At 71.7% G+C, this 14967-nt stretch carries 9 protein-coding genes; all 9 read left to right on the forward strand.

Features of this window, described 5'->3' with window-relative positions; all coding sequences use genetic code 11:
- Window positions 1-31: 31 nt before the first annotated feature.
- The gene (locus A0J59_RS00990) at window positions 32-1099 is read left to right on the forward strand and encodes a substrate-binding domain-containing protein (protein ID WP_064314915.1); all 1068 of its coding nucleotides are present in this window, start codon (window positions 32-34) and stop codon (window positions 1097-1099) included.
- 110 nt (window positions 1100-1209) lie between these two features.
- On the forward strand, window positions 1210-2382 hold the full coding sequence (locus A0J59_RS00995) for a Gfo/Idh/MocA family protein (RefSeq protein ID WP_047234097.1): 1173 nt from the start codon (window positions 1210-1212) through the stop codon (window positions 2380-2382).
- Between the two features lie 279 nt (window positions 2383-2661).
- Window positions 2662-7644: a ThuA domain-containing protein gene (locus A0J59_RS01000; protein ID WP_082918628.1), complete on the forward strand. Its 4983-nt coding sequence runs from the start codon at window positions 2662-2664 to the stop codon at window positions 7642-7644.
- A 256-nt stretch (window positions 7645-7900) separates the two neighbouring features.
- On the forward strand, window positions 7901-8641 hold the full coding sequence (locus A0J59_RS01005; protein WP_144425489.1) for a hypothetical protein: 741 nt from the start codon (window positions 7901-7903) through the stop codon (window positions 8639-8641).
- 41 nt (window positions 8642-8682) lie between these two features.
- On the forward strand, window positions 8683-9684 hold the full coding sequence (locus tag A0J59_RS01010; protein ID WP_053369958.1) for a sugar phosphate isomerase/epimerase: 1002 nt from the start codon (window positions 8683-8685) through the stop codon (window positions 9682-9684).
- Between the two features lie 272 nt (window positions 9685-9956).
- Complete coding sequence (locus tag A0J59_RS01015) at window positions 9957-11204, forward strand: Gfo/Idh/MocA family protein (protein WP_082918629.1); 1248 nt, start codon at window positions 9957-9959, stop codon at window positions 11202-11204.
- Window positions 11201-12874 carry a sugar ABC transporter ATP-binding protein gene (locus A0J59_RS01020; protein WP_082379663.1) on the forward strand — a complete coding sequence of 558 codons (1674 nt, stop codon included), beginning with the start codon at window positions 11201-11203 and terminating at the stop codon, window positions 12872-12874. The genes A0J59_RS01015 and A0J59_RS01020 overlap by 4 nt, the downstream gene beginning before the upstream one ends.
- Window positions 12871-13917: an ABC transporter permease gene (locus A0J59_RS01025; protein WP_047234093.1), complete on the forward strand. Its 1047-nt coding sequence runs from the start codon at window positions 12871-12873 to the stop codon at window positions 13915-13917. Before A0J59_RS01020 ends, A0J59_RS01025 begins: the two co-directional genes overlap by 4 nt.
- A partial coding sequence (locus A0J59_RS01030; protein WP_082918630.1) for an ABC transporter permease occupies window positions 13914-14967 on the forward strand: 1054 nt, incomplete at its 3' end. The genes A0J59_RS01025 and A0J59_RS01030, both read left to right, overlap by 4 nt.

Below are 14967 nucleotides of genomic sequence, written 5' to 3' on the forward strand. Positions count from 1 at the left end.
CCTCCAGCAGGACAGCATCGAAGGAGATCCCATGTCCGCACGTACCACCCTCCGCCGTCGCATCACGCTCGCGACGGTCTCGGCCGCCTCGATCGCGCTGGTCGCCGCGGCCTGCACGTCGAACACCCCGACCACCGAGGAGACCGGTGACGGGGGCGGCGGCGGGAGCGCGAACGAGGCCGTCTCCGACAACGACGCCCCCGGCGACCCGATCGTCATCGGCTTCTCGGCCCCCGCCGCCGACCACGGCTGGATGGGCGCCATCACGACCGCCGCCGAGGCCGAGGCCGCGGAGTACGAGGACGTCGAGCTCCGCGTCGCCGACGGCACGAACGACGTCAACGTCCAGATCAGCCAGATCGAGGGCTTCATCAACGACGGCGTGGACGCGATCGTGCTCCTGCCGTTCGACGGCGCCGCGCTCACGGAGGTCGCGACCAAGGCGATGGACGCCGGGATCCCCGTCATCAACGTCGACCGCGAGTTCTCCAGCCCGTTCGCGGCGCGCGCCACGATCCTCGGCGACAACTACGGCATGGGCGTGAGCGCCGGCCAGTACATCTGCGAGCAGCTCGGGGACAACCCCGACGCCGTCGTCGCCGAGATCGCGGGCATCGACTCGCTGCCGCTGACGCAGGACCGCAGCCAGGGCTTCGCCGACGCGCTGGGCGACTGCGGTCTGGACGTCGACAACCGCGTCGCCGCGGACTTCACCGTCCAGGGTGGCGAGGCCGCGACCGCCAACCTCCTCCAGGCCGCGCCGCAGATCGACGCCATCTGGAACCACGACGACGACCAGGGCGTCGGCGTGCTCTCCGCCATCGAGAACGCGGGTCGCGACGAGTTCTTCATGGTCGGCGGCGCCGGCTCCCAGCAGGTCATGGAGCACATCAAGGCCGAGGACTCGGTCCTCCAGGCGACCGTCGTGTACCCCTCGACCCAGGCCGCGGACGGCATCAAGCTCGCGCGCCTCGTCGCGCACGACAAGAGCATGAGCGACCTCGCGTCGTCCGGCGTGCCGCGCACGACCCAGCTCTTCGCGCCGGTCGTCACCAAGGACAACGTCGACCAGTACCTGCCCACGGCGTTCCAGTCCTGACGGACCGGTCCCGCACCTCGCAGGAAGCACGCGGACCACGCCCACGGTCCGCCCGGGTGACCCCCGGCCGGACCGTGGGCGTGCGCCGTGAGAAGCACGGAAGGAACGTCATGGCAGGAAACGACGGCGCGCAGCTCGGCGTCGGCATGGTCGGGTACTCGTTCATGGGGGCAGCGCACTCGCAGGCCTGGCGGACCGCCCCCCGGTTCTTCGACCTCCCCCTCGACCCGCGCATGCGGGTGCTCGGCGGCCGCAACCCGGAGGCGCTGGCCGCGGCCGCCCAGCGGCTCGGCTGGGAGTCCACCGAGACGAGCTGGCAGGCGCTCGTCGCACGGGACGACGTCGACCTCGTCGACGTGTGCACGCCCGGCGACACGCACGCCGAGATCGCGATCGCGGCGCTCGAGGCCGGCAAGCACGTGCTGTGCGAGAAGCCGCTCGCCAACACGGTCGCCGAGGCCGAGAAGATGGTCGCGGTCGCCGAGGCCGCGGCCGCACGCGGTCAGGTCGCGATGGTGGGCTTCACCTACCGCCGCGTCCCGGCCATCCAGCTCGCGCGCCAGCTCGTCGCCGACGGACGCATCGGGACCGTGCGCCACGTCCGCGCGCAGTACCTCCAGGACTGGATCGCGGACGAGAACGCGCCGCTGTCGTGGCGCCTCGACAAGTCGAAGGCCGGCAGCGGGGCCCTCGGCGACATCGGCGCCCACGTCATCGACCTCGCGCAGTTCATCACGGGCGAGCGCATCACGGACGTCTCGGGTCTCCTCGAGACCTTCGTGAAGGAGCGCCCGGTCGCGACGGAGTTCGCCGGGCTGTCCGGCCAGGGCGGCACCGAGCGCGGCCCCGTCACGGTGGACGACGCGGCGGTCTTCCTCGCCCGGCTGTCCGGCGGGGGCATCGGGACGTTCGAGGCGACGCGCTTCGCCTACGGTCGCAAGAACGCGATCCGGCTCGAGATCAACGGCTCGAAGGGCTCCGTCGCGTTCGACTTCGAGGACATGAACGTCCTGCACTTCTTCGACGCCGCGGACGACGCGGCCGTCGCCGGCTTCCGGCGCATCGTCGTCACGGAGCCGGAGCACGCGTACGTCGCGCACTGGTGGCCCGCGGGCCACGGGCTCGGGTACGAGCACGCGTTCACGCACCAGGCGGTCGACCTCGTCGAGGGGATCGCGGCCGGGACGCACCCGGCACCGACCTTCGCGGACGGCCTCGTGGTGCAGCGCGTGCTCGACGCGGTCGAGCGGAGCGCGGCGTCCGGAGGCTGGGTCCAGCCGTAGTATCGAGTCCGGGTCGGCCCGTGGGGGCGGAGGGTCGACCCGGACACCGGACCGACGGTGTCGGCCGTTGCAGCGCAGCACGGCCGGCCGGAACCGGCTCGGAGGAAAGGAGGATGGGCGCGCAACGTTGGCGCACATTTAGTACGACGGGCAATCAAAATTGTCGGTCGAAAATCCGGGACGGCGGCCGGCCGATGGCGGCACCCGGCGGAGCGCAGCACTGATTCCCCATCTCGACGAGGAGACCTTGTGAGAAACGTGCTAGGAGGATCGCTCGCCATGAGGCGGACGGTCGCGGCGGCTGCCGCGGCAGCGGTCGCTCTCCCTCTGACCATGGCGGCGGCGACGTCGGCGACGGCAGCAACGGTGCCCGCGGGCGTCGCGGCGGCGCCCGTCGTCACGGCCGCGGACACCGAACCGTTCGACGTGCTCGTCTTCAGCAAGACCGGTGGCTTCCGCCACGGGTCGATCCCCGCGGGTATCGCAGCGATCCAGCAGCTCGGTACCGAGAACAACTTCGAGGTCACCGCGACCGAGGACGCGGGCGCGTTCACGGACGCGAATCTCGAGCAGTACGACGCCGTCGTGTGGCTGTCCACGACCGGTGACGTCCTCAACGACGACCAGCAGGCCGCGTTCGAGCGCTACATCCAGAACGGGGGCGGGTACGCGGGCATCCACGCGGCGTCCGACACCGAGTACGACTGGCCCTGGTACGGCGGGCTGGTCGGCGCGTACTTCAGCGCTCACCCCCAGAACCAGACCGCGACCGTCAAGGTCGAGGACCACGTCCACGAGTCGACGGCGCACCTGCCCTCGCGCTGGGAGCGGTTCGACGAGTGGTACAACTTCCGCACCAACCCTCGCGACACGGTGCACGTGCTCGCGAGCCTCGACGAGACCACGTACAACGCGGGCAGCGGCGCGATGGGCGCCGAGCACCCGACGGCGTGGTGCCAGGTCTACGACGGCGGCCGCTCCTGGTACACCGGTGGCGGGCACACCGACGAGTCGTACGCCGACCCGGACTTCCTCCAGCACCTGCTGGGCGGCATCCAGACGGCCGCGGGCGCCGTGGCGTCGGACTGCGCGGCGACGCAGTCCGCGAGCTACGAGCAGATCGCGCTCGACGAGGAGACGCGCAACCCGATGGTCCTGGACGTCGCGGACGACGGCACGGTGTTCTACGCCGAGCGTGACGGTCGCGTGCAGGTCATCGACCCGTCGACCAACACGACGCACACCGCGACCACCCTCCCGGTGACCACCGCCAACGAGGACGGCCTGCTCGGGCTCGTGCTCGACCCGGCCTTCTCGGAGAACGGGTGGGTCTACACCTACTGGGCTCCGGCGAACGTCGGCTCCGACGGCCCGCACAACCGGATCTCGCGGTTCGACTTCGACCCGGCCACGGGCACGATCGACCAGGCCACGGAGAAGAAGGTCCTCACCGTCACGACGCAGCGCAACACGTGCTGCCACGCCGGCGGTGACATGGTCTTCGACGAGGACGGCAACCTGATCCTCGCGACGGGCGACAACACCAACCCGTTCGAGTCGGGCGGCTACTCGCCGCACGACGAGCGCGCCGGTCGTCAGGACTACGACGCCCAGCGTTCGTCGGCCAACACCAACGACCTGCGCGGCAAGGTCCTGCGCATCCACCCGGAGGCGGACGGGACGTACACGATCCCCGAGGGCAACATGTTCGCCCCCGGGACCGAGAAGACGAGGCCCGAGATCTTCGCCATGGGCTTCCGCAACCCGTTCCGCATCGGTGTCGACCCCTACTCGGGCAACATCCTCGTGGGTGACTACGGCCCCGACGCCGGCAGCGCGAGTCCGACGCGCGGCCCGGGCAACACGGTCGAGTGGAACGTCGTCAGCGAGCCCGGCTTCTACGGGTGGCCGTACTGCACCGGGGCGAACGCGGACTACCTCAAGTACAACTTCGCGACCGGCCAGTCGGGCGCGGCGTTCAACTGCGACGCCGGCCCCGTCAACCAGTCCCCGAACAACACGGGCCTGACCCAGCTGCCCCCGGCCATCGAGGCCGAGATCTGGTACAACTACGCCGGCAACCCGGACTTCCCGGAGATCGGCGGCGGCGGTGCGCCCATGGGCGGCCCCGTGTACCAGTTCGACCCCGAGCTCGACTCCGACGTCCAGTGGCCCGAGTACTGGGACGGCAAGGCGTTCCTGGGCGAGTGGAACCAGGGCAAGCTGTACTCGATCCAGCTCGAGGGTGAGAACCGCGACGACATCGTCGACATCAACCGCGTCATGCCGAAGATCTTCGACCCGAGCGCCGGTTTCGACCGGGCGATGGACTTCGACTTCGGTCCCGACGGCGCGCTCTACGTGGTCGACTGGGGCTCGGGCTTCGGCGGCGACAACGACTCGAGCGGCGTCTACAAGGTCAACTACGTCAAGGGCAACCCGTCGCCGATCGCTCGTGCGAGCGCTGACGTGACGAGCGGCCACGCGCCGCTCACGGTGCAGTTCTCCTCGGAGGGCACGCGCCACCCGGCCGGAGACGAGCTGACCCTCCAGTGGACGTTCGGCGACGGCTCGGAGCCGTCGACCGAGGCGAACCCGGTGCACACGTACACGGAGAACGGCAGCTACACCGCCCAGCTCGTGGCGACGGACGCCCAGGGCCAGACGGGCGTGGCGAACGTGTCGGTCGTCGTCGGCAACGACGCGCCGACGATCTCCATCACGTTCCCCGACAACGGCGGGTTCTTCCAGTGGGGCGACCAGGTCCGGTACGAGATCGCGGTCGACGACCCCGACGGTGAGGTCGACTGCAGCCAGGTCGAGCTCTCGACGTCGCTCGGCCACGACTCGCACGCGCACCCGATGGACGTGCTCGGCGGGTGCGAGGGCGTCTTCCAGACGGCGCGCGACGAGGGCCACGGCATCGAGTCGAACATCTTCTGGGTGATCGAGGCGTCGTACACGGACGACGGTGGCGCCGCTGGTGCCCCGCTCACGGCTAACGACCTCCAGGTGCTCCAGCCCAAGCTGCTCCAGGCGGAGTTCTTCACGTCGACCGGGCGCCTCGCGGACTCGACGAGCACGGGCGACCCGGGCGTGCAGCGCGAGACCACGAGCGACACGGCTGGCGGTGGCCAGAACATCGGCTACATCGAGCCGGGCGACTGGTGGGCCTACGACCCGATCTCGCTCTACGGGGTCGACTCGATCGCGCTGCGCGCGGCATCGCCGAGCAACGCGACGATCTCCATCCGCTGGAACGCTGCCGACGGGCCCGAGCTCGGGACCGTGCAGGTGCCCGGCACCGGGGACTGGCAGGTCTACCAGAACGTCTCCAGCACCCTGACCGACGTGCCCTCGGGCACCGGGACGCTCTACTTCGTCCTGACGTCCGGCCAGGCCAACGTCAACTGGCTCGAGTTCGACGGCCGCGGCGTCACGGACAACGAGCGCCCGACCATCGACTCGTTCGAGGTCACCCCGACGACGGGCACCGCCCCGCTCACGGTGACCGCGACGGCGACCGCCTCCGACCCCGAGGACGACGCGATCACCTTCGCGTGGGACGCGGGACTCGGTGACGGGTTCGTCGACGGGACCGACTCGTTCGAGGTCACGTACGACCAGCCGGGCACGTACCGGCTCCAGGTGCGGGCCTCTGACGAGCGTGGCGCGTACTCGGTCGAGTACACGACCGTGACGGTGAAGGCGTCGCAGACGGGACCGGGGATGTGCTTCTCGGGCCGGTCGGACGACTTCCTCGGCACGGACCTCGACGAGAACCGCTGGTCGGTGCTCAACCGCGACCAGAACCTGGTCGTGCGGGACGGCAACCTCGTCATCCCGACGACGGCGACCGACTTCTACAGCACGGACAACACCACCGTGCCGAACATGGTGCTCCAGGACCTTCCGGACGGGCCCTTCACGGCCACGGCCAAGCTCACCCTGCCGGCTCGCCAGCAGTACCAGCAGGCCGGTCTGGTGATCTGGGAGGACCAGGACAACTACGCGAAGATGGTGCTCCAGGGACGCTCGGCCGCGGCCGACCCGGCGACCCGCATCTTCCAGTTCATCCGTGAGGAGAACGCAGCCCCGAACGAGGTCAACGAGTCCAACTCGGCCGCCCTCGGCGCCGCCTACCCCGACACGGTCTACGTGCGGTTCGTCAGCAACGGGGAGAACCTCCAGGCGGCGTACTCGGCCGACGGCATCGACTTCACGACGATGCCGCAGACCAAGTCGATCGCCGACCTGGAGAACGCGAAGATCGGCCTCGTCTCGTTCAAGGGGAACAACACCGCGTCCCCGGTGATCGAGGCTGCGTTCGACTGGTTCTCGATCACGCCTGACGACACGGCGTCCGCCCCCGGGCCGGACGACGAGTTCGACGGCACCGCCCTCGACGCGTGCCGCTGGTCGATCGTCCGCGAGGACCCGACCGGCTACCGCGTGGCGGACGGCTCGCTGCAGATCGACACGACGCCGACGGACATCTACGGGACCGACAACCGTCCTGTGCCGAACATCGTGCTGCAGGACCAGCCGGGCGAGGAGTGGACCATCGAGACCGTCGTCGACGGTTCGGCGCTCGACCGTCAGTACCAGCAGGGCGGTCTGATCGTCTACGGCGACGACGACAACTACGTCAAGCTCGACTACGTGGTCGACAACCAGGCGGGCCAGGCCAAGAACGCCCGGATCGAGCTGCGCAGCGAGGTCGCCGGGGTCGTGCAGAACCCCCAGCCCCAGTCGTCGAGCCTCACGGGCGACGTGTGGCACCTGCGCCTGTCCCGCTCCGGTGACACGTTCACCGGTGCGTACAGCGCCGACGGCGAGACGTGGACGACGTTCGACCAGAGCGTGACGAACACGGCCGCGGCGGACGCCCAGGTCGGGCTCTTCGCTCTCGGTGCGTCGGCCGCCACGGGCGCGCCCGCGTCGTTCGACTACTTCCGGGTGGTCGGCGACGAGGTCGAGCCGATCGCGGTGACCATCACCGCGGAGACGCGCTGCATGGCCGGCAAGGCGTTCGTCGCGGTCCGCGCGACGAACGACGACGCGGTCCCGGTCGCGATCACTCTCGAGACCCCGTACGGGTCGAAGGAGTTCGCGGACGTGGCGCCGGGTGCGAACGCCTACCAGTCGTTCGCGTCGCGTGCCGTGGGGATCGACGCCGGCAGCGTGACGGTGACCGCGACGGACGCCGAGGGGAGGACGTTCTCCGGGACGGCGGACTACGCCGCCCGGGCCTGCTCCTGACAGGTTCCGGCGGGCCGGTGCCCTGAGCACCGGCCCGCCGGGCACCGCGCTCGGCGTGCCGGCGCTCGGCGGACGGGCGGCCCATCGGCCGGGCCGACCGTACGCTGCCCGTACGACGAGCACGACGGAGACCTCCGGGTCTCCGGCCCCGGCGCCCGGGAACGGGCGCTCCGGCCCGGCGCCGGGGCACCCCGGGGATCGACGACCGCCGTCGGCCCCGGAGCCACCACACGGACCACGACGAGGTGATGACCCGATGTCCCGAACGTCTGCGCAGCCCAGCGGCACCCGCAGCGGCACCAGCTCCAGCACCCGATCCCGGGTCGGGGCGCGCGCTCTTCTCTCCGCGGCGCTCGGCGTGTTGCTCGGCGCCGTCGTCGCGCTGCTGGGTGTCGCGGCCCCTGCGGCCGCGCACGGCGGCGACGTCGTGATCTCCCTCGGTACCGACGGGGAGGGCGGCATCTCCGCCAACCTGACCTGGAAGCTCGACGGCCACCCGGTCGAGGAGGCGGCCGACGTCTCCGTGACCGCGGAGTCCGCGGCCGGCGAGACCGTCGGCCCCCTCACCCTCTCCTCGGCGTCGGAGGGCGTCGGCTGGTACACGTCCGAGCCCGGCGTCCTCGCCGAGGGCAACTGGACCCTCACCGCCACGATCACGCACCCGTCCGAGGCGACCGCGTCCGCGCAGGTCGACGTCGTGCCCCTGCCCGAGCCGGCCCCGGACGCGGACGACGAGGCCGCGGCCGGTGCCCAGGACGGGTCGGGCGACGAGGCGGACGGTGCCGCCGGAGACTCCGACGCCGCGACCGACGGGTCCGGCACCGCGGACGACGAGTCGACCGGGAGCGGCGCCGGCGTGTGGATCGCGGTCGCCGTGGTCGCCGCGCTCCTCCTCGCCGGCGGCTACGTCGTCCTCCGCCGCCGCTCGCGCGCTGCCGCCGCCGACGAGTCGTCGGACGGCAAGCCCCGCTCCCTGACCAGCACGTCCGCCCGGTGACCCCGGGCGCGATACCGAGAACGACCGAAGGAGACACGACCATGGCACGACCGATCACCCTCTTCACCGGGCAGTGGGCCGACCTGCCGTTCGAGGAGGTGGCGCGGCTCGCGTCCGGCTGGGGCTACGACGGCCTGGAGATCGCCTGCTGGGGAGACCACCTCGACCCGTGGCGCTGGGACGACGACGAGTACGTCCAGGGCAAGCTCGACCTCCTCGCCAAGTACGACCTCAAGGTCTACGCGATCTCGAACCACCTCAAGGGCCAGGCCGTCTGCGACGACCCGATCGACCAGCGTCACCGCGACATCCTGCCGGACGTCGTGTGGGGCGACGGCGACCCCGAGGGCGTGCGCCAGCGCGCCGCGGAGGAGATGAAGCACACCGCGCGCCTCGCCGCGAAGCTCGGCGTGAAGACGGTCGTGGGCTTCACGGGCTCGGCGATCTGGAAGTACGTCGCGATGTTCCCGCCGGTCTCGCAGGAGGCGATCGACGCCGGCTACCAGGACTTCGCCGACCGGTGGAACCCGATCCTCGACGTCTTCGACGAGGTCGGCGTGAAGTTCGCCCACGAGGTGCACCCGAGCGAGATCGCGTACGACTACTGGACCACCGTCCGCACGCTCGAGGCGATCGGGCACCGCGAGGCGTTCGGCCTCAACTGGGACCCGAGCCACATGGTGTGGCAGGACCTCGACCCGGTGAGCTTCCTGTGGGACTTCAAGGACCGCATCTACCACGTGGACTGCAAGGACACGAAGAAGCGGATGCACAACGGCCGCAACGGGCGCATGGGCTCGCACCTGGCGTGGGCGGACCCGCGCCGCGGCTGGGACTTCATCTCCACGGGCCACGGCGACGTGCCGTGGGAGGACGCCTTCCGCATGCTCAACACCATCGGCTACGAGGGACCCATCTCCGTGGAGTGGGAGGACGCCGGCATGGACCGCCTGGTCGGCGCGCCGGAGGCCCTCGAGTTCGTCAAGAAGTACGCCTTCGACGCCCCGGACGCGGCGTTCGACGCCGCGTTCTCGACCAAGTAGCACACGCAGTCTCCCGCCGGCCGGCTCCGCCGGTCGGCGGGTGGGGAAGAACAGTCCGACACGCCACCGCCCCCGGCCCCTCGACGGCCGGGGGCGGTGGCGTGCCCGCGTCCGGTGCGTGCCGGTCGCCGCTTCACCGCTCGTCCGATCGGCGCCACGCGTGCGGTCGTGTGATCCTTCACATTTGTTTCGCGGCTTGGGTTATATAACCGTGACGATCGATGTTCGGCTTTTGCTTGACGCTCGACATAAGTACCCCTACGTTGTGATCCATGCGAGCCGACGACGTCGCGCAGGACGTGCGTACCCCGGTGCTGGACCCGGGTACGCCCCTCCCGGGAGCGACCACCACAGGGGCCCCTGCCGCCCGGAGCACCTTCGCCGCCAGCGCCCCGGACGAGGGCGGACTGCCGGCCTCCGGCTACCGTGCGGGGATCCTCGGCGCGGGCTTCATGGGCGGCGTCCACGCGCGGGCCGTGCGCACCGGCGGGGGACGGGTCGTGAGCGTGGCCGCTGCGGACCTCGAGATCGCCCGTGCGGCGGCGCCGGGCCTCGGGGCCGAGCGCGCCGTCGCCACCGCGGAGGAGCTGCTCGCCGACCCTGAGGTCGACGTCGTCCACGTGTGCACGCCCAACCACCTGCACGTCCCCCTCGCCCGCGCCGCGCTCGCGGCGGGCAAGCACGTGGTGTGCGAGAAGCCGCTCGCGACCGACGTCGAGGGCGCGGTCGAGCTCGCGGGACTGGCCGCCGAGGCGCGCGCCGCCGACGGGCGGGTCGCGGTCGTGCCGTTCACCTACCGCTTCCACGCGATGGTGCGCGAGGCGCGCGAGCGCGTGCGCCGGGGCGAGGTCGGCACCATCTCGCTCGTGCACGGCTCGTACCTCCAGGACTGGCTCCTGCGGGAGTCGGACGACAACTGGCGCGTCGACCCCGCGCTCGGCGGCGCGAGCCGGGCCTTCGGCGACATCGGCTCCCACTTCTGCGACCTGCTCGAGTTCACCACCGGGCACCGCATCGCCCGGCTCGTCGCGCAGTCCGCCACCGTCAACCCGCGTCGCCGGGGGCCGGACGGCGTCGTGCACGAGGTGGCGACCGAGGACGCCGTCACGCTCCAGTACGCGACGGACGGCGGGGCGCTCGGGACCGCGGTCATCTCCCAGGTCTCGGCGGGCCGCAAGAACCGGCTGTACCTGGAGATCTCGGGGTCGGAGTCGACGCTGTCGTTCGACCAGGAGCAGCCCGAGACGCTGTGGGAGGGCCGCCGCGACGTGTCGCGCCTCCTCGTGCGCGACCCCGAGGCGCTCTCGCCGGCCGCCGCCCGCTACTCGCGCCTGCCCGCCGGGCACGCGCAGGGCTACCAGGACTGCTTCGACGCGCTCGTCGCCGACACGGCGACGGCGATCCGCGGCAGCGTCCCGGACGGCCTGCCCACGTTCGACGACGGCCTGCGCGCCGCCCGGCTGGCCGCCGCCGTGGGCGAGTCGGTGCGCTCGGGCGGCTGGGTGGAGGTGCCGGCATGACCGCGACGACCACGCGCGAGCCCCGGCCGCCGGCGGCGGGGGAGGGCGGCGACGAGCCGATCCTGCGCCTGCGCGGCATCGGCAAGGAGTTCTTCGGCAACTCGGTGCTGCGCGACATCGACCTCGACGTGCGGCCGGGCGAGGTCCACGCGCTCGTCGGCGAGAACGGCGCCGGCAAGTCGACGCTCATGAAGATCATCGCGGGCGTGCACCGACCCGACGCGGGCACGGTCGAGCTCGACGGCGAGACCACGACCTTCGCGTCGCCGCTGGCCGCGCAGCACGCGGGCGTCTCGACCGTCTTCCAGGAGTTCAACCTCCTGCCCGAGCGCTCGGTCGCGGAGAACGTCTACCTCGGCCGCGAGCCGCGCCGCGCCGGACTCGTCGACCGCCGCCGCATGCACGCGGACACGACGGCGCTCCTCGCCGACCTGGGCCTCACCGGCCTCGCCTCGTGGACGCGCGTCGGTTCGCTCTCCGTCGCGCAGCAGCAGATCGTCGAGATCGTCAAGGCCGTGTCCTACGACGCGCGCATCATCTCGATGGACGAGCCGACGGCCGCCCTCGCCGACCAGGAGGTCGAGCTGCTCTACGAGCTCGTCCACCGGCTGAAGGAGCGCGGGGTCGCGATCCTCTACGTGTCGCACCGCCTCAAGGAGATCTTCGACCTCTGCGACACCATCACGGTGCTCAAGGACGGCAACCACGTCCTGACGACGCCGACGGCGGACATCGACCCCGACCGGCTCGTGCGCACGATGGTCGGCCGCGACTTCGCCGGGTACTTCCCGGACAAGGACCCCTCGACCGTCCCGGGCGAGGTGCGCCTGGCGCTCGAAGGCGTGGGCAACACGCAGGTCGACGACGTGTCGCTCGAGGTGCGGGCGGGCGAGATCGTCGCGCTCGCCGGCCTCCAGGGCTCGGGCCGCACCGAGATCGCGCACGGCATCTTCGGCATCGCGGGCTTCACGCGCGGCCGCGTGCTCGTCGGCGGCAAGCCGGTGGACGTGCGCTCGCCGCGCCAGGCCGTGCGCGCCGGGCTCGCGCTCGTGACCGAGGACCGCAAGGCGGAGGGCCTCGCGCTCGGCCAGTCGATCCTCGCGAACGCACGGCTCGTCCTCGACGCGGTCGTCCCCGGGCAGGCGGACCGGCGCGCGAGGCGCATCCCCGGCATCCTCTCCTCGCTCGAGCTCGTCGCGAGCTCGCAGGAGGCCGAGGTCCAGTACCTGTCGGGCGGCAACCAGCAGAAGGTCGTCCTCGCGAAGTGGCTGGTCACCGACCCGCAGGTGATCGTGCTCGACGAGCCGACCCGCGGCATCGACGTGGGTGCCAAGCGCGCGGTCTACGACCTCATGCGCGAGCTCACCGCGAGCGGTGTCGCCGTCCTGTTCATCTCCTCCGAGCTCCCCGAGGTCGTCGCGATGGCGGACCGCGTGCTCGTCATGCGCGACGGCCGCCTCGCGGGCGAGCTTCCCGCCGGCAGCGACGAGGAGACCGTGATGGCCCTCGCCACCGGCGCGGGGGAGGACACGTCGGGCGAGCACGTCCAGGTCGACCTCGGCGCCCTCGCGGACGCGGACGACCTTCCCGGCGCCGGGCCCGCCACCGCACACGACGGACCGCCGGCGTCCGCCCAGCACCCCACCGACGGCCCGCAGGAGGACCGATGAGCACCGCGGTCGCGACCGCCGCCCCCACCGCGCGCCGCGCCCCCGCGCGCCGGCGCCGCCTGGGGTCGACGGAGATCGTCTATCTCGCCCTCGTCGGGATCCTCGTGATCGCCGGCGTCCTCGTCGCCGTCGGCGGCGGCAACCTGTTCAGCACAGCGAACACGGCGTACATGCTCACGCAGACGAGCCTGCTCGGCTTCGTCGCGATCGGGCAGACGTTCGCGATCCTGTGCAAGTCGCTCGACCTGTCGGTCGGCTACGTCGTGGCGCTCAGCTCGATCGTCGGCGCGACGACCATGGCGGGCGACCCCTCGCGCGTCTGGCTCGGCGTCCTCGCGGCGGTGGGCGTCGCGGCGGTCGTCGGCCTGGTCAACGGGCTCGTCATCGCGAAGCTCCGCGTCAACGCCTTCATCGCGACGCTCGGCGTCGGCCTCATCATCAAGGGCTACCTCGACACGCAGTTCAAGGGCCCGGCGGGGGAGGTGCCCGCCTCGTTCCAGATGTTCGGGTACACGCGCGTCGGCCCGGTGCCGGTCTCGACGATCGTCATGCTGCTCGTCGCGGCCGTGGGCGTCGTGCTCCTGACGCGCACCCGGCCCGGCTACCACATGTTCGCCGTCGGCGGGAACACCGACGTCGCGCGGCTCTCGGGCATCCGGACCGACCGGACGCTGATCCTCGCCCACGTGCTCTGCTCCGTGTGCGCGGGCGTCGCGGGTCTCCTCATCGCCGCGCGCTTCGGGACCGGCAACGCGCTCGTCTACTCGTACGGGCTCGACCTCGACTCGATCGCCGCCGTCGTGCTGGGCGGCACGCTCCTCATGGGCGGGCGCGGCTCGATCGTCGGGACCGTGGGCGGCGTCCTCATCCTCGCCGTGCTCGACACGGTGTTCAACGTGCTCGACGTCGACCCGTTCTTCAAGGACGTGCTGCGCGGCGTCATCATCATCGCCGCCGTCGCGCTGTACGCCCGGCGCCAGATCGACCCGGCGAGCAGCCGGGCCCGCTTCCGCCCGACCCGCACCGGAGGTGCGTCCGCATGACCACCGACACCACGCGCCGGACGATCCCGGCGCGCGCACCGCGGGCCGGCTGGCTCGAGCGCCTCACCGCGGGCGGGAGCTGGACCGTGTTCGCGCTGCTCGTGCTCGTCTTCGCGGTCATCCTCGTGATGAACCCGTCGTTCGGCGAGCCCATGTCGCTCATGGCCTTCGTCAAGAAGGCGGCGCCGCTGGTCATCCTCGCGATCGGGCAGTACTTCGTCATCGTCTCGGGCGAGTTCGACCTCTCGGTCGGCTCCCTGGTCGGCGCCCAGGTCGTCATCGCGGCGAAGCTCATGGACGGCGAGGACTCGATGACGTGGCCCGTCATGGCGCTCATGATCGTCTTCGGCCTCGCGGTCGGGCTCGTCAACGGCCTCGTGACGACGCTCCTCAAGGTGCCGTCGTTCATCACGACGCTCGGCATGATGCTCGTGCTGTACGGCGCGATCCGGCTCTGGACGGGCGGTGCCCCCACGGGCGCGCTGACCGACGGCTTCCGGCAGTGGGGACGCGGGGGCATCCCCGACAACCCGGGCCAGTTCCAGGTGCCGTACGCGCTGCTGATCGTCGTGGTCCTCGGCATCCTCGCCGCCCTGCTCATGCGCAGGCCGTTCGGCCGCACGCTCGTCGCCACGGGCGACAACGACGTCGCGGCCGGCTACGCCGGGAGCTCGGTCTGGTGGGTGCGCACGCGTGCGTTCCTCCTCTCGGGCTTCATGGCGACCGTCGCCGCGATCCTCATCGGCGGCTACGCGGGCGTGACGGCGCAGGTCGGGCAGGGCCTGGAGTTCATGGCCATCACGGCCGTCGTGCTCGGGGGCGTCGTGCTCGGCGGCGGGCGGGGCACCGTGATCGCCGCGATGGCCGGCGCGCTCACGCTGGAGGCGCTGTTCACGCTGTTCAACCAGCTCAGCCTCCCGTCGACGATCCGTCCGGCGGTCCAGGGCGTGATCATCATCGCGGCCGTCGCCTACGCCGCGCTGCCGCGCCGGTCGCGGCGCCGCGCGTCCACCCCCGACGCCCCGCCTGCCGCGGGTCCGACCCCCGCAC

The sequence above is a fragment of the Cellulosimicrobium sp. I38E genome (assembly GCF_001647255.1).
GTDB classification, from domain to species: Bacteria; Actinomycetota; Actinomycetes; order Actinomycetales; family Cellulomonadaceae; genus Cellulosimicrobium; species Cellulosimicrobium cellulans_E.

What these genes read in the sequence shown, in the direction of transcription:
- A0J59_RS00990 (WP_064314915.1), top strand. Translation starts at nt 32, where the DNA reads ATGTCCGCACGTACCACCCTCCGCCGTCGCATCACGCTCGCGACGGTC.
- A0J59_RS00995 (WP_047234097.1), top strand. Translation starts at nt 1,210, where the DNA reads ATGGCAGGAAACGACGGCGCGCAGCTCGGCGTCGGCATGGTCGGGTAC.
- A0J59_RS01000 (WP_082918628.1), top strand. Translation starts at nt 2,662, where the DNA reads ATGAGGCGGACGGTCGCGGCGGCTGCCGCGGCAGCGGTCGCTCTCCCT.
- A0J59_RS01005 (WP_144425489.1), top strand. Translation starts at nt 7,901, where the DNA reads ATGTCCCGAACGTCTGCGCAGCCCAGCGGCACCCGCAGCGGCACCAGC.
- A0J59_RS01010 (WP_053369958.1), top strand. Translation starts at nt 8,683, where the DNA reads ATGGCACGACCGATCACCCTCTTCACCGGGCAGTGGGCCGACCTGCCG.
- A0J59_RS01015 (WP_082918629.1), top strand. Translation starts at nt 9,957, where the DNA reads ATGCGAGCCGACGACGTCGCGCAGGACGTGCGTACCCCGGTGCTGGAC.
- A0J59_RS01020 (WP_082379663.1), top strand. Translation starts at nt 11,201, where the DNA reads ATGACCGCGACGACCACGCGCGAGCCCCGGCCGCCGGCGGCGGGGGAG.
- A0J59_RS01025 (WP_047234093.1), top strand. Translation starts at nt 12,871, where the DNA reads ATGAGCACCGCGGTCGCGACCGCCGCCCCCACCGCGCGCCGCGCCCCC.